General features: G+C 71.7%; 17 protein-coding genes. All 17 read right to left on the bottom strand.

The window, feature by feature from the left end; genetic code table 11:
• Positions 1-48: 48 nt before the first annotated feature.
• The 17 genes from nuoL to AB0G14_RS26985 all read right to left on the bottom strand — a co-directional run bounded on the left by nuoL (position 49) and on the right by AB0G14_RS26985 (position 18,739).
• Positions 49-2,007, bottom strand: coding sequence for an NADH-quinone oxidoreductase subunit L (gene nuoL, locus AB0G14_RS27065; protein WP_357702041.1), 1,959 nt, complete (start codon positions 2,005-2,007; stop codon positions 49-51).
• An 11-nt stretch (positions 2,008-2,018) separates the two neighbouring features.
• Positions 2,019-2,318: an NADH-quinone oxidoreductase subunit NuoK gene (gene nuoK, locus AB0G14_RS27060; protein WP_357702039.1), complete on the bottom strand. Its 300-nt coding sequence runs from the start codon at positions 2,316-2,318 to the stop codon at positions 2,019-2,021.
• On the bottom strand, positions 2,315-3,085 hold the full coding sequence (locus AB0G14_RS27055) for an NADH-quinone oxidoreductase subunit J (RefSeq protein WP_357702037.1): 771 nt from the start codon (positions 3,083-3,085) through the stop codon (positions 2,315-2,317). The genes nuoK and AB0G14_RS27055 overlap by 4 nt, the downstream gene beginning before the upstream one ends.
• On the bottom strand, positions 3,082-3,723 hold the full coding sequence (gene nuoI, locus AB0G14_RS27050; RefSeq protein ID WP_357702034.1) for an NADH-quinone oxidoreductase subunit NuoI: 642 nt from the start codon (positions 3,721-3,723) through the stop codon (positions 3,082-3,084). Before nuoI ends, AB0G14_RS27055 begins: the two co-directional genes overlap by 4 nt.
• Position 3,724: 1 nt before the next feature.
• The gene (nuoH, locus tag AB0G14_RS27045; protein WP_357702031.1) at positions 3,725-5,080 is read right to left on the bottom strand and encodes an NADH-quinone oxidoreductase subunit NuoH; all 1,356 of its coding nucleotides are present in this window, start codon (positions 5,078-5,080) and stop codon (positions 3,725-3,727) included.
• Positions 5,077-7,587, bottom strand: coding sequence for an NADH-quinone oxidoreductase subunit G (locus AB0G14_RS27040; protein WP_357702029.1), 2,511 nt, complete (start codon positions 7,585-7,587; stop codon positions 5,077-5,079). The genes nuoH and AB0G14_RS27040 overlap by 4 nt, the downstream gene beginning before the upstream one ends.
• Positions 7,587-8,903 (bottom strand): NADH-quinone oxidoreductase subunit NuoF, encoded by a 1,317-nt coding sequence (gene nuoF, locus AB0G14_RS27035; protein WP_357702027.1) that lies wholly within the window; start codon positions 8,901-8,903, stop codon positions 7,587-7,589. Before nuoF ends, AB0G14_RS27040 begins: the two co-directional genes overlap by 1 nt.
• The gene (gene nuoE, locus AB0G14_RS27030; protein ID WP_357702059.1) at positions 8,900-10,060 is read right to left on the bottom strand and encodes an NADH-quinone oxidoreductase subunit NuoE; all 1,161 of its coding nucleotides are present in this window, start codon (positions 10,058-10,060) and stop codon (positions 8,900-8,902) included. Before nuoE ends, nuoF begins: the two co-directional genes overlap by 4 nt.
• 106 nt (positions 10,061-10,166) lie before the next feature.
• Complete coding sequence (locus tag AB0G14_RS27025; protein ID WP_357702024.1) at positions 10,167-11,492, bottom strand: NADH-quinone oxidoreductase subunit D; 1,326 nt, start codon at positions 11,490-11,492, stop codon at positions 10,167-10,169.
• Entirely contained in the window at positions 11,489-12,223 is a 735-nt protein-coding gene (locus tag AB0G14_RS27020; RefSeq protein WP_357702022.1) for an NADH-quinone oxidoreductase subunit C, read from the bottom strand. Before AB0G14_RS27020 ends, AB0G14_RS27025 begins: the two co-directional genes overlap by 4 nt.
• On the bottom strand, positions 12,220-12,894 hold the full coding sequence (locus tag AB0G14_RS27015) for an NADH-quinone oxidoreductase subunit B family protein (protein WP_350701880.1): 675 nt from the start codon (positions 12,892-12,894) through the stop codon (positions 12,220-12,222). The genes AB0G14_RS27020 and AB0G14_RS27015 overlap by 4 nt, the downstream gene beginning before the upstream one ends.
• Before the next feature lie 14 nt (positions 12,895-12,908).
• A complete protein-coding gene (locus AB0G14_RS27010; protein ID WP_350701881.1) occupies positions 12,909-13,274 on the bottom strand; it encodes an NADH-quinone oxidoreductase subunit A in 366 nt (121 codons plus the stop codon).
• Positions 13,275-13,408: 134 nt separating this feature from the next.
• Positions 13,409-14,686, bottom strand: a complete 1,278-nt coding sequence (locus tag AB0G14_RS27005) for a geranylgeranyl reductase family protein (protein WP_357702018.1) — start codon at positions 14,684-14,686, stop codon at positions 13,409-13,411.
• A 181-nt stretch (positions 14,687-14,867) separates the two neighbouring features.
• On the bottom strand, positions 14,868-15,098 hold the full coding sequence (locus tag AB0G14_RS27000) for a hypothetical protein (protein ID WP_357702016.1): 231 nt from the start codon (positions 15,096-15,098) through the stop codon (positions 14,868-14,870).
• Between the two features lie 178 nt (positions 15,099-15,276).
• A complete protein-coding gene (locus tag AB0G14_RS26995) occupies positions 15,277-15,987 on the bottom strand; it encodes a demethylmenaquinone methyltransferase (RefSeq protein ID WP_357702014.1) in 711 nt (236 codons plus the stop codon).
• Positions 15,988-16,095: 108 nt separating this feature from the next.
• Complete coding sequence (locus AB0G14_RS26990) at positions 16,096-17,319, bottom strand: cell wall anchor protein (RefSeq protein WP_357702012.1); 1,224 nt, start codon at positions 17,317-17,319, stop codon at positions 16,096-16,098.
• A gap of 205 nt (positions 17,320-17,524) precedes the next feature.
• Positions 17,525-18,739 carry an LPXTG cell wall anchor domain-containing protein gene (locus tag AB0G14_RS26985; protein WP_357702010.1) on the bottom strand — a complete coding sequence of 405 codons (1,215 nt, stop codon included), beginning with the start codon at positions 18,737-18,739 and terminating at the stop codon, positions 17,525-17,527.
• Positions 18,740-18,791: the final 52 nt, after the last annotated feature.

Here is an 18,791-nt window from a genome sequence, read left to right as displayed (position 1 = left end):
CGTCGTCACTGCGCGGTCCGCCGACGACGGCCGCCTGGAAGAGGTCGATCACGCCAGCCACCCCGCCTCGACGGCCAGGAACGCCGCCACCACCAGCAGCGCGCCGGTCAGGATCGAGGTGGCGTACGACCGGACGAAGCCCGTCTGGAGCCGCCGGAGCCGGCCCGAGCCGCCACCGATCCCCGCCGCGAGGCCGTTGACCAGCCCGTCGACGCCCCGGTTGTCGAGGTAGACCAGCGCCCGGGTGAGGAAGATGCCCGGCTTCTCGAAGACCGCCTCGTTGAACGCGTCGGTGTAGAGGTTGCGCCGGGCTGCGGTGACCAGCACCCCGGCCGGCTGCGGCGCGGTGGCCGTGCCGCCCCGGAACAGGAACCAGGCCAGCCCGGCACCGAGCACGGTCACCAGGATCGACAGGATCGTGACCACGGCGTGCGAGAGCACCGGGTGGTGCTCGGCCTCCTGGCCGCCCAGCCCGGCGGTGGCGGTCAGCCAGTCCGGCACCGAGGTGGAGAGCAGGTAGCCGGCCCCGACGGAGCCGATCGCCAGCAGGACCAGCGGGACGGTCATCAGCTTCGGCGACTCGTGCGGGTGCTCGATGTCCTCCGTCCAGCGCTTCGGGCCGTGGAAGGTGAGCACGAAGAGCCGGGTCATGTAGAACGCGGTCAGCCCGGCGCCGAGCAGGGCCGCGCCGCCGAAGAGCCAGGCGGTCCAGTCCTCCCGCTCGAACGCGGCCACGATGATCGGCTCCTTGGAGAAGTAGCCGGACAGCGGCGGGATGCCGATGATGGCGAGCCAGCCCATCATGAACGTGATCCAGGTGACCTTCATGTGCTTCGACAGCCCGCCGAAGCGGCGGATGTCCACCTGGTCGTTCATGCCGTGCATGACCGAACCGGCGCCGAGGAACATGTTGGCCTTGAAGAAGCCGTGCGCCAGCAGGTGGATGATGGCCAGCGCGTACGCGCCCCCACCGAGGCCGACACCGACGAACATGTAGCCGATCTGGCTCACCGTCGACCAGGCCAGCACCCGCTTGATGTCGTCCTTGGCCGCGCCGATGACACAGCCGATCAGCAGGGTCAGCGCCCCGACGCTCACCACCACGAGCTGGAGGGTGGAGTTGGCCGAGAAGATCGGGTTGGAGCGGGCGATCAGGTAGACGCCCGCCGTGACCATGGTGGCGGCGTGGATGAGCGCCGACACCGGGGTCGGACCCTCCATCGCGTCCGGCAGCCATGCCTGGAGCGGGAACTGGCCGGACTTGCCGGTCGCGCCGAGCAGCAGCAGCAGGCCGAGCACCAGCACCGTGGTCGCGGTCAGCGAGCCGACGCCGTTGAAGACCTCGTCGTACTGGGTGGTGCCGAGGGTGGCGAACATGATGAAGATGCCGATCGCCAGGCCGGCGTCGCCGACCCGGTTCATCAGGAACGCCTTCTTGCCGGCCGTGGCGGCGCTCGGCCGCTCGTACCAGAAGGAGATCAGCAGGTACGACGCCAGACCGACGCCCTCCCAGCCGAAGTAGAGCATCACGTAGTTGTTGCCGAGCACCAGCAGGAGCATGGCGGCGACGAACAGGTTGAAGTACCCGAAGAACCGCCGGCGCCCCGCGTCGTGCGCCATGTACTCGACCGCGTAGAGGTGGATCAGGAAACCCACCCCGGTGATCAGCAGCACGAAGACGGCGGCCAGCGGGTCGAAGAGCAGGCCGAAGTCCACCCGCAGGTCGCCGACCGTGATGAAGTCCCACAGGCTCAGCTCGACCGACTTGTTCTCCAGGCCACGCAGCTGGAAGAAGTAGGTCAGGCCCAACACGAACGCGGCGCCGATGGCGGCCACCCCGAGCCAGTGCCCCCAGCGGTCCGCCCGCCGGCCGAGCAGCAGCAGGATCGCCGCGCTGACCAGCGGGATCGCCACCAGCAGCCAGACGCTGCCCAGCAGCCCGTCCGCCGTCGCGTAGGCGACGGTGCCCACCGGCTCAGCCGGGGCGTTCGTCAGAATCGTTCCCACCGCAGGACCCCTCAGTACTTCAGCAGGTTGGCGTCGTCGACGCTCGCGGAGCGCCGGGTCCGGAAGATCGCCATGATGATGGCGAGCCCGACCACGACCTCGGCCGCCGCCACCACCATCACGAAGAACGCCATGATCTGGCCGTTGAGGTCACCGTTGATCCGGCTGAAGGTGACCAGCGTCAGGTTGGCCGCGTTGAGCATCAGCTCGATGCACATGAACAGCACGATCGCGTTGCGCCGGATCAGCACACCGGCCGCGCCGATGGTGAACAGCACCGCGGCCAGCACCAGGTAGTAGTCGGGCGTCATTTCTCGGTCCCCTTCAGCGAGGTCTCCCGGTCGGTGAGCTCGCGCACCGGCAGGATGTCGGGGGTGCTCACCTCGGTCAGCCGGCCGTCGGGCAGGCGGGCCGGGGTGGCCACCGAGGACGAGGTCGCGTAGACGCCCGGGCCGGGCTTCGGGCCCGGGTAGTTGCCAGGCCGGAAGCGCGCCCGCATGGTCGTCGGCTGGTCCAGCTTGTCCTGCTTGCGCCGCTCGATGTGCGCCAGCACCATCGCGCCGACCGCGGCGGTGATGAGCAGCGCCGAGGTGAGCTCGAACGCGAAGACGTACTTGGTGAACAGCAGCCGGGCGATGCCCTGCACGTTGCCCTCGGCGTTGGCCTGCTCCAGGCCGACGGCCGTGGTGCCCTCCAGCGCGCGCCAGAGCCCGCCGCCGACGAGGCCGGCGAAGCCGAGCCCGAGCACCACCGCCGCGACCCGCTGGCCGCGGAGCGTCTCGATCAGCGAGTCCGAGGCGTCCCGGCCCACCAGCATCAGCACGAACAGGAAGAGCATCATGATCGCGCCGGTGTAGACGATGATCTGCACCATGCCGATGAACGGCCCGGCCTGGAGCACGTAGAACACGCCCAGGCAGAGCATGGTCAGCACCAGCCAGAGCGCCGAGTGCACGGCGTTGCGCGCCGCGACCATGCCGATCGCGCCGATCAGCGCCAGCGGGGCCAGGATCCAGAACGTGACCTGCTCCCCACCGGAGACCCCGCCCGCCGCGGCGAGCACCGTCTGCGTGGTCATGCTCCGTCCCCCTTGCCGGCCGCGGCCCGCCGGGCGTGCTGCTCGGCGCCGGGGAAGGTCACGCCGGGGTGCTCCTCCACCTGGTACCGGCCCGGGTTGTTGGCCGAGTGCTCCGCGCCGGCCGAGGTGCCCGGGTTGGTCAGCGCGCCGACGTAGTAGTCCTTCTCGCTGTCGCCCAGCCGCATCGGGTGCGGCGGCTGCTCCATGCCCGGCAGCAGCGGCGCGAGCAGCTGCTCCTTCGTGAAGATCAGGTCCTGCCGGCTGTCCCGGGCCAGCTCGTACTCGTTGCTCATCGTCAGCGAACGGGTCGGGCAGGCCTCGATGCAGAGCCCGCAGAAGATGCACCGGGCGTAGTTGATCTGGTAGACGCTGGCGTACCGCTCACCCGGCGAGAAGCGCTGCTCGTCGGTGTTGTCGCCACCCTCGACGTAGATCGCGTCCGCCGGGCAGGCCCAGGCGCACAGCTCGCACCCGATGCACTTCTCCAGCCCGTCCGGGTGCCGGTTCAGGATGTGCCGTCCGTGGTAGCGCGGCGCCGAGACCGGCGGCTTGAACGGGTAGTCGGTGGTGACGACCTTCTTGAACATGTGCGAGAAGGTGACACCGAAGCCCTTGAACGTTCCGGTGATCGCGCCCACGTCACACCTCCCTGGAGTCCGAGCCGGCGGCGATGTTGGCCGGCTCCCGCTCGGCGACCACGCGCCTGGTGCGCGGGCTCGGTGGTACCTGCAGGTCCATCGGGGGCAGCGGGAAGCTCCCGTGCGGCCGGTTGTCGACCTGTTCCTGGACGGTGGGCTTCGGCTCCGGCTTCCGGCTCGGCCACAGCAGCGTGGCGAGCAGCAGGATGCCGGCGGGGATGCCGACCGCGATCAGCTTGCTGCGCGAGTCCCAGTCCTCGATCGAGCGCAGGCCGGCCAGGACCAGGATCCAGACCAGGTTGATCGGGAGCAGCACCTTCCAGCCGAAGCGCATGAACTGGTCGTAGCGCAGCCGGGGCAGCGTGCCCCGCAGCCAGACGAAGACGAAGACCAGCAGGACGACCTTGGCGAAGAACCAGAGCATCGGCCACCAGCCGGAGTTGGCGCCGGCCCAGATGGTGGTGATCGGCGCCGGGGCCCGCCAGCCGCCCAGGAAGAGCGTCGTGGTGACCGCGGACATGGTGACCATCGAGACGTACTCGCTGAGCATGAAGAGCGCGAACTTCAGCGAGCTGTATTCCGTCATGAAGCCCGCGACCAGCTCGGACTCCGCCTCGGGCAGGTCGAACGGCGCGCGGTTGGTCTCGCCGACCGTGGCGATGAAGAAGATGACGAAGCTGGGCAGCAGCAGGATCGCGTACCAGCCGGGGGCCGGGACCTCGACGCCCGCGATGCTCAGCCGGGTGCCGTCCGCCTGGGCGGCGACGATCCCGCTGGTGGACATCGTGCCGGCGGTCATGAACACCGCCACGATGCTCAGGCCCATCGCGACCTCGTACGAGATCATCTGGGCGGTGGAGCGCAGGCCGCCGAGCAGCGGGTAGGTCGAGCCGGAGGCCCAGCCGCCGAGCACGATGCCGTAGATGCCCATCGACGAGCAGACCAGTAGCACCAGCACCGCCACCGGCACGTCGGTGACCTGCAGCGGCGTCGAGTGGCCGAAGATGCTCACCATCGGGCCGAACGGCACCACCGACAGCGCGGTGACCGCGCAGATCACCGAGATGGTCGGGGCGAAGAAGTAGACGACCTTGTCGGCCGCCTTCGGCAGGATGTCCTCCTTGAAGGCCATCTTCAGGCCGTCGGCGAGGGTCTGCAGCAGGCCGAACGGGCCGACCTGGTTGGGGCCGGGCCGCACGGCCATGCGGCCCACGACCCGTCGCTCGAACCAGACGCCGAGCAGGGTGGCGAGCAGACCGAAGGCGAAGGCGAAGACGATCTTGCCGAGGACCAGCCACCAGGGGTCCCGGCCGAAGTCGGCCAGCGTCGGATCCTGGGCCAGGTAGACCGCGTTCACTGGATTGCACCCCCTGCGTTGAGGAGCGGGCCCGGACGGCCGGCCGCGTCCGCGGCGACCCCGCCGGCCTCCGGCGTCGCCCCGGTCGGGGCGGGAACGGAGATCCGGACGACCGCGCCGGACGTCGCGCCGAGACTGCGCCGCACGGTCGAGCCGGGCGAGTTGGTCGGCAGCCAGACGACGCCGTCCGGCATCTCGGTGATCGCCGCCGGCAGGGTCAGCGCCCCCCGGTCGGTGCCCACCGTCACCGGGTCGCCGTCGGCGACGCCGAGCGCCTCCGCGGTGCCCTTGCCCAGCCGGACCACCGGCGGGCGGGCGGTGCCCGCGAGGTGCTCGTCGCCGTCGGTGAGGCTGCCCAGGTCGACCAGCTGGTGCCAGGTCGCGAGCACGGCCTCGCCGGCGCCCGGCTGCGGCACCGCGGCCGGCTCCACCGCCGGGGCGCCGGGCCGGTCGGTGCGGGTGCGCGGCAGCGCGCCCAGCTCGCGGCGGACGCTGAGCACGTCCCCGGTGCCGAGCTGCACGTCGAGCTGCGCGGCGAGCGCGTCCAGCACCCGGCCGTCGGTCATCGCGGCGGTCCGCAGCACCGCCTCGAAGGTGCGCAGCCGGCCCTCCCAGTCCAGGAAGCTGCCGGCCTTCTCGGCCACCGGGGCCACCGGGAGGACCACGTCGGCCCGGCGGGCCACCGCGCTCATCCGCTGCTCCAGGCTGACCAGGAACGGCACCGCGTCGAGGGCCGCCTCGGCCAGCCGCGGGTCGGCCAGGTCGGCCGGGTCGACCCCGGCCACCACCAGCGCGCCGAGCTGGCCGCCGGCGGCGGCGGCGAGGATGCCGTCGGTGTCCCGACCGGCCTGGCTCGGGATCACCCCGGCCGCGATGTCCCACGCCTCGCCCAGCTCGGCCCGGGCGGCAGGCTCGGTGACCAGGCGACCGCCGGGGAGCAGGTTGGGCAGGCAGCCCGTGTCGACCGCGCCGCGGTCACCCGCGCGCCGCGGCACCCAGGCCAGCTTCGCGCCGGTGCGCCGGGCGACGTCGGCCGCCGCGGAGAGGCCGCCCGGCACGCTCGCCAGCCGCTCGCCGACGATCAGGATCGCGCCCTCGGCGCTCAGCGCCTCGGCGACCGTGGCGTGCTCGGCGAGCACGGTCGCCTCCTCGCCCGGCACCACCCGGGCCAGCTTGGCGCCGAGCTTCTCCAGGCCGCGGGTGGCGAACGGCGCGATCGCGTACACCGTCAGCTTCTTCTTGAGGTGCGCCTTACGCAGCCGCAGGAAGAGGATCGGGCACTCCTCCTCCGGCTCCAACCCGACCAGCACCACGGCCGGCGCGTTCTCCACGTCGGCGTACGTGACGTCCGTGACCCCGGCGACCGAGCTGGCCAGGAAGTCGGTCTCCTCGCGGGAGACCGGCCGGGCCCGGAAGTCGATGTCGTTGGTGTTCAGCGCGACCCGGGCGAACTTCGCGTACGCGTAGGCGTCCTCGACGGTCAGCCGGCCACCGGTCAGCACCGCCGTGCCCCGGCCGTCCCGCGCCGCGCGCAGCCCCTCGGCGGCGACGGCCAGCGCCTCGCTCCACGACGCCTCGCGCAACTCGCCGGTGCGCTCGTCGCGGACCAGCGGGGTGGTGAGCCGGTCGAAGGCGCGGGTGTACTGGAAGCCCCACCGCCCCTTGTCGCAGTTCCACTCCTCGTTGACCTGCGGGTCGTCGCCGGCCAGCCGGCGCAGCACCTTGCCCCGCCGCCAGTCGGTGCGCTGGGCGCAGCCGGCCGAGCAGTGCTCGCACACGCTCGGCGTCGAGACCAGGTCGAACGGCCGGGCCCGGAACCGGTACTGCGTGCCGGTCAGCGCGCCGACCGGGCAGATCTGCACCGTGTTCCCGGAGAAGTACGAGTTGAAGGGCACGTCACCGGAGTCGCCCTCCTCGCCGTACTCCTCGTCCCGGTAGATGTTGATCTCCTCGGCGGACGACCGGCCCATCAGGTCGATGAACTTGTCGCCGGCGATCTCCTCCGAGAACCGGGTGCAGCGCTGGCAGAGCACGCAGCGCTCGCGGTCGAGCAGCACCTGGGTGCTGATCGGCAGCGGCTTCGGGTACTCCCGCTTGTGCTCGTGGAACCGCGAGTCGGCGCGACCGGTCGACATCGCCTGGTTCTGCAGCGGGCACTCGCCGCCCTTGTCGCACATGGGGCAGTCGAGCGGGTGGTTGAGCAGCAGCAGCTCCATGACCCCCTCCTGCGCCTTCTTGGCGACCGGGGAGGTGAGCTGCGTGCGTACCACCATGCCGTCGGCGACGGTCTGGGTGCAGGAGGCGACCGGCTTGCGCTGCCCCTCCACCTCGACCAGGCACTGCCGGCACGCGCCGGCCGGGGCCAGCAGCGGGTGGTCGCAGAACCGGGGGATCTCGGTGCCCAACTGCTCGGCGACCCGGATCAGCAGCGCCCCCTTCGGGGCGGTGACCTCGACGCCGTCGATGGTGAGGGTGACGGTCTCGGTCTGCTTGACGACGTCAGTCATTAGTGCGCTCCCACCAGCTGCTTGTCCGACAGCTTCGGCGCGGTACGTCCCTCGATGTAGTCGAGGTAGTCCTGCTTGAAGTACTTCAGCGACGAGGTCACCGAGCTGGTCGCACCGTCACCCAGGCCGCAGAACGAGCGGCCGAGGATGTTGTCGCAGGTGTCGAGCAGGGTGTCCAGGTCCTCGTGGGTGCCCTGGCCGGCGAGGATCCGCCGGTAGACCCGGACCATCCAGTAGTTGCCCTCGCGGCACGGGGTGCACTTGCCGCACGACTCGTGGTGGTAGAACTCCAGCCACCGGTAGGTCGCGTAGACCGGGCAGTCCTGGTCGGAGAAGATCTGGGTGGCCGTGGTGCCGAGGATCGAACCGGCCGCCGCCACCCCCTCGAAGTCCAGCGGCACGTCCAGGTGCTCGGCGGTGAGCAGCGGCGTCGACGAGCCGCCCGGCGTCCAGAACCTCAGGTTGTGGCCGGGCTGCATGCCGCCGGCCAGCTCGATCAGTTCCCGGAGGGTGACGCCCATGGTGCACTCGAACTGGCCGGGGTTGGCGATCCGGCCGGAGAGCGAGTAGATCATCGGGCCGGAGGACTTCTCCGTGCCCATGGTCTTCCACCAGTCCGCGCCGCCCAGCACGATGTACGGCACGCTCGCGATGGTGCCGACGTTGTTGACGACGGTCGGGCTCGCGTACAGGCCGTGGGTCGCCGGGAACGGCGGGCGCAGCCGGGGCTGGCCCCGGAAGCCCTCCAGCGAGTCCAGCAGCGCGGTCTCCTCGCCGCAGATGTACGCCCCGGCGCCCGAGTGCACCACCAGGTCCAGGTCGAAGCCGCTGCCCTGGATGTTCCGGCCGAGGTAGCCCCGGGCGTACGCCTCCTGCACGGCGTTGCGCAGCCGGCGCGCGGCGTGCACCGCCTCGCCCCGGATGTAGATGTAGGCGCGGTTGGCCCGGATCGCGTACGACGCGATGATCACGCCCTCGACGAGCGAGTGCGGGTCGTGCGTCATCAGCGGCAGGTCCTTGCAGGTGCCCGGCTCGCCCTCGTCGGCGTTGACCACGAGGTAGTGCGGCTTGCCGTCGCCCTGCGGGATGAACCCCCACTTGAGACCGGTCGGGAAGCCCGCGCCGCCGCGACCGCGCAGCCCGGAGTCCTTGACCAGCTGGATGAGGTCGTCCGGGTGGGCCCGGAGCGCCTTGCGCAGCGCCGCGTAGCCGTCGAGCTTCTCGTAGGTGCCGATCCGCCACGCGTCCGGCGACAGCCAGCGCTTGGTGAGCACCGGCGTCAGCTTGGCCAGGGTCTCCGGCCGGGGAGTGGTCACTTCTGGACCCCCGTCTCGCTCGCGCGGGCGGAGCCCGCGCCACCGGCGCCGGCCCCCGCCTCGGCTTCCTTGAGGTTGCGCTCCTGCGCCCTGGCCTCGTCGCCGGCGGGCTTGCCGTCGCCGGCCGGCGCGTTGGCCGCGGCTCCGGCGGCCTCCGCCGCCTGGGCGTCGCGGGGCGCCGGCGGCACGCCGTCGGCGGGGACCTTGGTGCCGGGGGCCTCCGGCACGGCCGTCCGCGCGTCCGGCTGGCGGGTCTCGGCGGCCCGCACCTCTGGCGACTTGTCGTCCGGCGCCTTCACGTCCCGGGTGGTGCTCCCGGCTGCCTCGGCCGCCGGGGCCGGCTCGCCGGCGCCCGCGTTGCCCGCCTTGCCGGCGGGCCCGGCGCCGTTGCCGCTCGCGGCCGGGGCGGGAGCCGGCTTCGCGGCGGCCTCGCTCCTGGCCTTCGCCTCGGCGGCGGCCCTGTCGGCCTCGGCCTTGCTGCGGATCGGGGTGTTCGGGTCGAAGCCCGGCACCGAGATGCCGTGCTGCTGCGCCAGCCGCAGCCCGCGCAGGGTGGGCTCTCCCGGCCCGCCGTCGGCCACCGCGCCCTCGCGCTCGTCGGCGAAGCCGGCGAGCTGCACCGCCATCTCCTTGAGCGTGCAGAGCCGGGCGCCCCGGGTCGGCATCGGCCGGCCCCCGGCGCGCAGCTCGTCGACCACGCCGAGCGCGGTCTGCGGGTCCACTCCGTCGAAGAAGTCGTAGTTGACGGTCATCACCGGCCCGTAGTCGCAGGCCGCCAGGCACTCGGCGTGCTCCAGGGTGATCTTCCCGTCGGTGGTGGTCTCGTCGTGCCCCACGCCGAGGTGCTCGGCGAGGGTGTCGTAGACCTCCTGGCCGCCGAGCACGTTGCACATCGTGTTGGTGCACACGCTCACCAGGTAGTCGCCGGTCGGCCGGCGCTTGTACATGGTGTAGAAGGTGGCCACCGCGCCGACCTGGGCCTTGTTCAGGCCCAGCACCTCGGCGCAGAACTCCACGCCGGCCGGCGAGACGTAACCCTCCTCGGCCTGCACCAGGTGCAGCAGCGGCAGCAGCGCCGACCGGGACCGGTCGGCCGGGTACCGGGCGATGATCTCCCGGGCCCGTTCGCGGGTCTCTTCGGTGAAAGCACTCATCAGCGTCGCCTTCCGTTCGCGACTGCGCAGATCTCTGCCCGCGACTGCGGGGCTCGCTCCGCTCGCTCCTCGCGCGGGCGGCTGGGGCTGGCAAGCTCACTCCTCGCGCTCACCTGTCACACCCACCCATCACGGGGTCCAGCGAGGCGCCGCCGGCGATCACGTCGGCGATCAGGCCGCCCTCGGCCATCGCCGGGAGGGCCTGGAGGTTGACGAAGCTCGGTTCGCGGTAGTGCACCCGGTACGGCCGGGTGCCGCCGTCGGAGACGGCGTGCACGCCCAACTCGCCGCGCGGCGACTCGATGCCGACGTAGACCTGGCCCGGCGGCACCCGGAAACCCTCGGTGACGAGCTTGAAGTGGTGGATCAGCGACTCCATCGACTGACCCATGATCTTCGCGACGTGCTCCAGCGAGTTGCCCATGCCGTCGACGCCGATGGCGAGCTGCGCCGGCCAGGCGATCTTCTTGTCGGCCACCATCACCGGGCCCGGCCGGAGGCGGTCCAGCGCCTGCTCGACGAGCTTGAGCGACTCCCGGATCTCGGCGAGCCGGACCAGGTAGCGGCCCCACACGTCGCCGTCGGTGTGCGTCGGCACGTCGAACTCGTACGTCTCGTAGCCGCAGTACGGCATCGTCTTGCGCAGGTCCCAGGCGAGGCCGGCGGAGCGCAGCACCGGGCCGGTCACGCCGAGCGCGAGGCAGCCCGTCACGTCGAGCACCGCGACGTTCTTCGTCCGCTCCAGCCAGATCGGCTGCCCGGAGAGGAGGTCCTCGTACTCCTTCAGCCGCTTCGGCAGCAGCTTCAGGAACTCGCGGATCTTGACGATCGCCTCGTCCGGCACGTCCTGGGCCACGCCGCCCGGCCGGACGTACGCGTGGTTCATCCGCAGGCCGGTGATGATCTCGAAGATCTCCAGGATGTACTCACGCTCGCGGAAGCCGTAGAGCATCATGTTGATCGCGCCCAGTTCCATGGCGGTGGTGGCCACCCAGACCAGGTGCGAGGAGATCCGGTTCAGCTCCATCATCAGCACGCGGATGGTGGTCGCCCGCTCGGTGACCTGCTCCTCGATCCCGAGCAGCCTCTCCACCGCCAGCGCGTACGCCGTCTCGTTGAACAGCGGGGAGAGGTAGTCCATCCGGGTCACGAAGGTGCTGCCCTGGACCCAGTTGCGGTATTCGAGGTTCTTCTCGATGCCGGTGTGCAGGTAGCCGACGACCGAGCGGGCCTCGCGGACCGTCTCGCCCTCCAGCTCCAGGATCAGCCGGAGCACGCCGTGCGTCGACGGGTGCTGCGGGCCCATGTTGACGACGATCCGCTCGTCGTTGATGGGGTCGGTGCCCGACACGACGCTGTCCCAGTCGCCACCGGTGACGGTGAAGACCTTGCCCTCGGTGGTGTCGCGCTCGGTGGCGTAGTTCGACGTGGTCACTGGTACGACCTCCGCTGGTCCGGCGGTGGAATTTCAGCGCCCTTGTACTCGACGGGCACGCCGCCGAGCGGGTAGTCCTTGCGCTGCGGGAAGCCCTCCCAGTCGTCCGGCATGAGGATCCGGGTCAGGCTGGGGTGGCCGTCGAAGACGACGCCGAACATGTCGTACGTCTCGCGCTCCTGCCAGTCCGCCGTCGGGTAGACCGAGGTGACGCTCGGCAGGTGCGGGTCCTCGGCGGACACCGCGGCCTCCAGCCGCACCCGGCGGCGGTAGGTCATCGAGGTGAGCTGGTAGACGACGTGCAGCCGGCGGGAGTCGGCGCCCAGGTAGTCCACGCCGGACACCGAGGAGCACAGCTCGAAGCGGAGCGCCAGGTCGTCCCGCATCACCTGGCAGACCTCGGCGATCCGCTCGGGGCGTACGTGCAGGGTCAGCTCGCCCCGGTCGACCACGACCTTCTCGATGGCGTCGCCGAAGGCCGGGTACGCCTCCTCCAGCGCGTCGCGGACCTCGTCGAAGTAGCTCCCGTACGGCCGGGGGGCGTCCTCGATGGTCCGGCGCTGCCGGACCAGGCCGCCGAAGCCGGAGACGTCGCCGGAGCCCTGGTTGCCGAACATTCCCCGGCCCGCCGGGCTGGCCGGCGGGTGCTCGGCCGGGGCCCCGCTGGTGGCGCCGGCCGGCGTCACCGGCACCGGCACGCCGTCGTTCGCCTTGTGGTTAGGTGCGGTCACTTGACGCCCCCGTGCTGCAGGTGGTTCTGGGCCTTCATCCAGTTCTCGATCCGCAGCTGCTCCTCGCGGCCCTCGCGGACCGCCTTGGTCCACTCGGCCCGCCGGGCCTTGTCGCTGCGGTACGACGACGGCATCGAGCCGTACGGGACGACCGGGACGTCACCGCGCTCCTTGCGCGCCTCGAGCATCTTGCGGCCGTTCGGGCCGAGCGGCTCGTGCATGATCTTCTCGCGCAGCTTGAGGACCGCGTCGATGAGCATCTCGGGCCGGGGCGGGCAGCCGGGGAGGTACATGTCCACCGGGACGACGTGGTCGACGCCCTGCACGATGGCGTAGTTGTTGAACATGCCGCCGCTGCTGGCGCAGACGCCCATCGAGATGACCCAGCGGGGCTCCGCCATCTGGTCGTAGATCTGGCGCAGCACCGGGGCCATCTTCTGGCTCACCCGGCCGGCCACGATCATCAGGTCGGCCTGGCGGGGCGAGGCCCGGAAGACCTCCATGCCCCAGCGACCCATGTCGTAGTGCGGGCCACCGGCGGCCATCATCTCGATCGCGCAGCAGGCCAGGCCGAAGGTGGCGCCCCAGACCGACGACTTCCGCGACCAGTTGACGAGCTTCTCCACCGAGGTGAGCAGGACACCTGCGGGGAGCTTCTCCTCGATACCCATCTGAGGTTCCTCCCTCAGTCCCAGTCCAGGCCGCCACGCCGCCAGACGTAGGCGTACGCGACGAAGACCGCGACGATGAACAGGACCATCTCCACGAAGCCGAAGATCGGCAGGGCGTCGAACGAGACCGCCCAGGGGAAGAGGAAGATGATCTCGATGTCGAAGACGATGAAGAGCATCGCCGTCAGATAGAACTTGATCGGGAACCGGCCGCCGCCGACCGGCTGCGGGCTGGGCTCGATGCCGCACTCGTACGCCTCGAGCTTGGCCTTGTTGTAACGCCGGGGACCGGCGAAGCGGGCGGCGCCCACGGAGAACAGCGCGAACCCCGCGGCGAGGGCGAACAGCCCGATGATCGGTGCGTAAGGCGAGAGCGACATCGTTTTCTCCTGCTCGTCCTTCCCTGCCCCTGGTCCTTGACGAAAATCACACTATTCACGTCCCCCGCGACGGCTGTCGCCGGGGGGTCGATCTCTGTCCGCGCCGCGGTCGTCGCCGGCCGCGAGCCCGGCCGTCACACGGCTGGTGCCACCTTCGTCATCGCGTTGATGACCCGGTCCATCGCGTCCCCGCCACGGGGGTCGGTCAGGTTGGCCAGCAGCTTGAGCACGAAGCGCATCAACATCGGGTGCGGCATGCCGTGCTTCGTGGCCATCCGCATGATCTCGGGACGGCCGATGAGCTTCACGAAGACGCCGCCGAGCCGGTAGTAGCCGCCGAAGCGAGCCTTCAGCTCCGCCGGGTAGGCCGTCAGGGCGCGCTCGCGCTCGGCGCCGGCCGGGCGCGCGAGGGCCTGCACGGCGATCTCCGCGGCCATCTCACCGGACTCCATCGCGTACGCGATGCCCTCGCCGTTGAACGGGTTGACCATGCCGCCGGAGTCGCCGACCAGCATCACGCCGCGGGTGTAGTGCGGCACCCGGTTGAAGCCCATGGGCAGCGCGGCGCCGAGGATCGGCCCCTCCGCGTTGGCCTCGTCGGTCATGCCCCAGTCCGCCGGGGTGTTGGCCAGCCAGTCGGTGAGCAGCCGGCGGTAGTTCGTCTTGCCGAACGCGGACGAGGAGTTGAGCACGCCGAGGCCGACGTTGACCCGGCCGTCGCCGAGCCCGAAGATCCAGCCGTACCCGGGCAGCAGGTTGTCGCCGCTGTCCTTGCTGCGCAGTTCCAGCCAGGACTCCAGGTAGTTGTCGTCGTGCTTGGCACGCGAGCGGTAGTAGCGCCGGACGGCGACCCCGATCGGCCGGTCCTCCCGCTTGGCCAGCCCGAGGGCGAGCGGGAAGCGGCCGGAGACCCCGTCGGCCGCGACCACCAGCGGGGCGTGGAAGGTGGCGGGCTCCTTCTCCGGGCCGACCTCCGCCTCGACGCCGACGACCCGGCCGTCCGGGTCGAGCACCGGGCCGGTGACGTTCACGCTGGTGCGCAGCTTGGCGCCGGCGGCGACAGCCCGCTGGGCGAGCAGGTCGTCGAAGTCCAGCCGGGTGCGCACCAGGCCGTAGTTGGGGAAGCTCGCCAGGTCGGGCCAGTCCAGCTCCAGCCGGACGCCGCCGCCGATCACCCGCAGGCCCTTGTTCTGGAGCCAGCCCGCCTCGGGCGAGGTGTCCACGCCCATCCGGATCAGCTGCCGCACGGCACGCGGGGTCAACCCGTCGCCGCAGACCTTCTCCCGGGGGAACTCCGTCTTCTCCAGCAGCAGCACCCGTACGCCGTGCCGAGCCAGGTGGTACGCGGTAGCCGACCCACCGGGACCGGCGCCCACGACGATCACGTCGGCGTCATGCTCCACCGTGGTCATCTCGCGCCTCCTCCCGCATGCTCGTGAAATCCTTCACAAGCCAGACGGGGGGAGTCTATGACCGGCGCCATAACCACGCCTGATCAGGGGTACCTAACTTGCCGGAAACCCGCCCGTCGGGGTCGGGACCGGGCGTCGGCCGAGGTCAGAACCGGATGCCGACGATGGTCGGCGCCGGGGGTCAGTGCCGGGCCGGAGCGGCCGCGCCCAGGCCGGCGTCGAGCCGGATCGTCTCGGGCAGGTGCTCGCGCAGCGCGCCGCCGGCGGCGCGGTCCAGCGCGGCCAGCACCTCGGCCACCACCTGCCGGACGTCGGCGGGATCCGCGCCGGCCAGCTCCCTGAGCTGCGCGATGAGTTCCGCGGCGTCGTCGTCGGTGGCATCCACACCGGCCGCCTGCTCTGGTCGCGTCATGGGGGCGAGCTTAACGGCGCAAAGTGGACTAAAAACGGATATTCACGAAACAGCCGCTTTCCCAGCGGGCACGGCGCGCCGATCGGCCTCCCGCCGACACCGGCCGCCGCCCGGAAGCGGGCCGTCCGGCGCGGGCGCCGCCGCTCATGGCGCGGGACCGGCCGGCGCCGTGCCCCGCCTAGTCGCGGACCGCCCGGTGCAGTGCCGCCAGGCCGCCGGTCAGGTTCCGCCAGGCCACCGAGCCCCAGCCCGCCGCCTGGATCCGCTGCGCCAACGCGGCCTGGTCCGGCCACGCCCGGATCGACTCGATCAGGTAGACGTACGCGTCGGGGTTGCTGGAGACCACCCGCGCCGCCGTCGGCAGCCACCGCATGAGGTACGACAGGTAGGCGGTGCGGAAGACGGCGTTGGTGGGGTGACTCAGCTCGCAGATCACCAGCCGGCCACCAGGCCGGGTGACCCGGGCGAACTCCCGCAGCGCGGCCTCGGTGTCGACGACGTTGCGCAGCGCGAACGAGATGGTCACCGCGTCGAAGACGCCGTCGGCGAAGGGCAGTCGCAGCGCGTCGCCGGCCAGCAGCGGCACCGCCGGACGGGTGCGCTTGCCGGCGTGCAGCATGCCCAGCGACAGGTCGGCGCCGACCGCGTACGCCCCGGAACGGGCCAGTTCCTCGGTGGAGACACCGGTGCCCGCGCCCACGTCGAGCACCCGCTCGCCCGGGCGCAACCCGAGCGCCTCCCGGGTGGCCCGGCGCCACGCCCGGTCCCGGCCGGCCGTCATCACCGTGTTGGTCAGGTCGTAACGAGCCGCCACGCCGTCGAACATCGCGGCGACCTCGTGCGGCTGCTTGTCCAGGCCGGCGCGCTGGCCCGGCGGGGTACGGCTCACCCCTCCACTCTGCCAGCCCGGCTCCGGCCGACGCCCGGCGGGTCGGCCGACCGGCGGGTACGCGACAGGGGCGGGGAGGCCGCCCACCCCGCCCCTGCGCGGCGTAGGTCAGTCGGTGGACTTCTCGTCGCCGGGGTTGACCAGGACGACGTCGCGCCGCCGGGAGATCAGCAGCAGCGCGCCGCCGGCCAGCAGCACGGCGGCGCCGATGCCGCCGATCAGGCCGGCCTGCACGCCGGTCACCGGCAGCCCGCCGCCGTCACCGTCGCCGTCACCGCCGCCCGGGGTCGTGGTCGGGGTCGGGGTCGGCTCGCCGCTCGGGGTCGGGTTCGGCGTCGGCTGGGCCGACAGGTCCACGAACGCCTCGAAGGTCGCGTGGTTGTCCATCGGCTCGGCCTCGGTGAAGGTCTTCCGCTGCGCCGGGCTGGCGACCTGCGCCTCCACCTCCGCCTCGCCCTCGGCGGCGTCCAGCCCGTACGCGAAGAGGTCACCCTCCCGGAGCACCGGCTCGGTGACGTCGTCGCCGACCTTCACCGTCACGTCGGCGGTGTAGTACTGCCCCCGGCGGATGATCGCACCGGCGTCCTCGCACAGCGCCCGCGCCCGGCCGAGGAACTCGTCCGCGACGCAGCCCTCCGGCAGCGTCACGAAGCTCACACCCGACGGGAGCATGAGGCCGTAGGAGAGACCGGTCGCGGGCCGGCTGCCGTCGTTGTAGACCGCCCAGTCCAGCGGGACCGTCTCGCCCCGGCGTACGGGCTTCAGGTCGGGCTCGGCGGTCACCGCCCCGTCGACCACGACGTTGGCCTGGACGTCCTGCACCCAGGCGGTGAGGTCGTAGCCCGGCTTCGTCACGGTCACCGGCACTTCGATGTCCTTGTTGTTCTTCAGGTCCGGGTCGCCGGTGGCCGAACTGACCGTCACCTTCAGCACGCCGCCGTCGCCCCTGCCGCCGGTGCTGAACAACGGGATGCCGAAGTCCTCGCTGGTGCCGCCCCGCAGGCCGCCGAGGAGGCAGGTGAAGGTCTTGCCGGTCACCTCGCAGCCGTCCGGCACGACGTAGCCGACCCGCTTGGCCTTGAGGCCGCTGGTGTCGACTTCCACCGTGACGTCCTTGGCGTCGACGCCGTCGGTGAGGTTCTGGACGGTGAACTTGAACGGCTTGGCCTTCGCGGCCTTGACGCCCTTGGCCAACTGGGAGCTGGTCGGCGTCAGGGCGAGGTCCGCCTGGTCGGCGGCGTACGCCGGAACGGCGACGGTGGTCAGGCCGCCCGCCGCGAGGAGCGCCACGGCGCCGGCGCGAGCCAGGGCCGAGCGGTGGAACAGGGTCATCGGTCCCCCGGGGGTTAGGGAAGAAACGAATGGTTGCGGAACCGAGCGGACCGTATCGAAGCTGGACGTGGTGCGCCAGCACGCGGATCATCTTTCACCCGTCCGTCCGGGCCGGTCGAACGGACGGAGGGGGCGGGACGGTCGCCCGTCCCGCCCCCTCCGTCCGCGTCATGCGCCCGACCCGTACGGGCCGGCCAGACGGCCGTCAGGCCGTCGGCTTCTCGTCGCCCGGAGTCACCAGGACGACCCGACGCCGCCGTGCCACCAGGAACATCGCCACGCCGGCGACCAGCACCGCGCCGCCGACCCCGACGACGAGGCCGGTCTGCGCGCCGGTCACCGGCAGCGGACCCTCGTCGTCGCCACCACCCTCGCCACCGCCGGTCACCACGACGGCGAAGTCGTCGCGGTTGTCGGTCGGGTCGACGTCTCCGGCCTGCGCCGCGCGGGAACCGCCCGGCCGGTGCAGGAACGACGGCAGGGCCGAGCGCTTGCGGGCCAGGTTCGCCTCGGTCGCCGGAAGCTCACCGCGCGCGCTGACCGTGACCGCGCCGCCGGCCAGGCTGACCGGCGCCTCGACGCCGGCGGCGACCTTCACCGGGAAGGCGCCGAAAACGCCCTCGCGCGGCGCCAACTGGAGCAGCCCGGCCCGGCAGTCGGCGGACCGCAGGTCGGCGGCGTACTCGCACTCCTTGACCTGGATGCTGTCGTCGAAGGTCACGCCCTTGGGCAGGGCGATCTTGAGGTCGAGGCCGTCGGCGATCCGGTCGCCCTGGTTCTCGACGAACGCGAGGACCGTGGTCGCGTCGCCGGGGTTCAGCGGCCCGGTCGGCGGGTCCTCCTTCAGCACGTCGTCGAAGGCGAGTTGCTCCTTGACGTCGGGCACCACGACGCCGAGGTCGACGCCGCTCTCCTTGCTGATCTCGATCTGGGCGGTCGCCGAGTTGTTGTCGGGGTTGGTGTCGTCCGGCGACTCGACGGTCAGCGTGACCGGGGCGGAGTACGGCTCGTCCACGTCGGGGACCCGCTTGATCATGACGATCGGCAGCTCGACGGTCTCCCCGGGCCCGGGGATCTGCTCCTCGGGCACGACGCAGGTCCACAGCACCGGCTTGTCCGCGCCCTCGCCGGAACAACCCCCGGCGGCCGGGAAGAAGGCCACCTCGCCGTAGTGGTCCACCTTGGAGGTGTCGGCCTTGACGACGAGCGAGGACGGCGTGCCGGGGCCGTTGTTCGTGACCTTGGCGTACGCCGTCTTGATCCGGGTCCCCTCGGCCACCTTGGTGCCGACGACGGCGGTGACGGACAGGTCGGCGGCGCTGCCGGCGGCGTGGGCCGGCGTACCGACGGCGGTGAACGCGCCGGAGGCGAGCAGCGCGGCGGCGCCGAGCCGCGCCAGTGGTCGGTTGTGCGGTTTCATCTCAGGTCCCCCGTGAGGTGTGGCTGCTGGGCCGGACCGCACACTAGCGGCC

This window comes from Micromonospora sp. NPDC023814 (assembly GCF_040639595.1).
Classification (GTDB): Bacteria; Actinomycetota; Actinomycetes; order Mycobacteriales; family Micromonosporaceae; genus Micromonospora.
The sequence above is the reverse complement of the archived record's forward strand: the minus strand, read 5'-3'. Positions and strand labels throughout refer to the sequence as shown.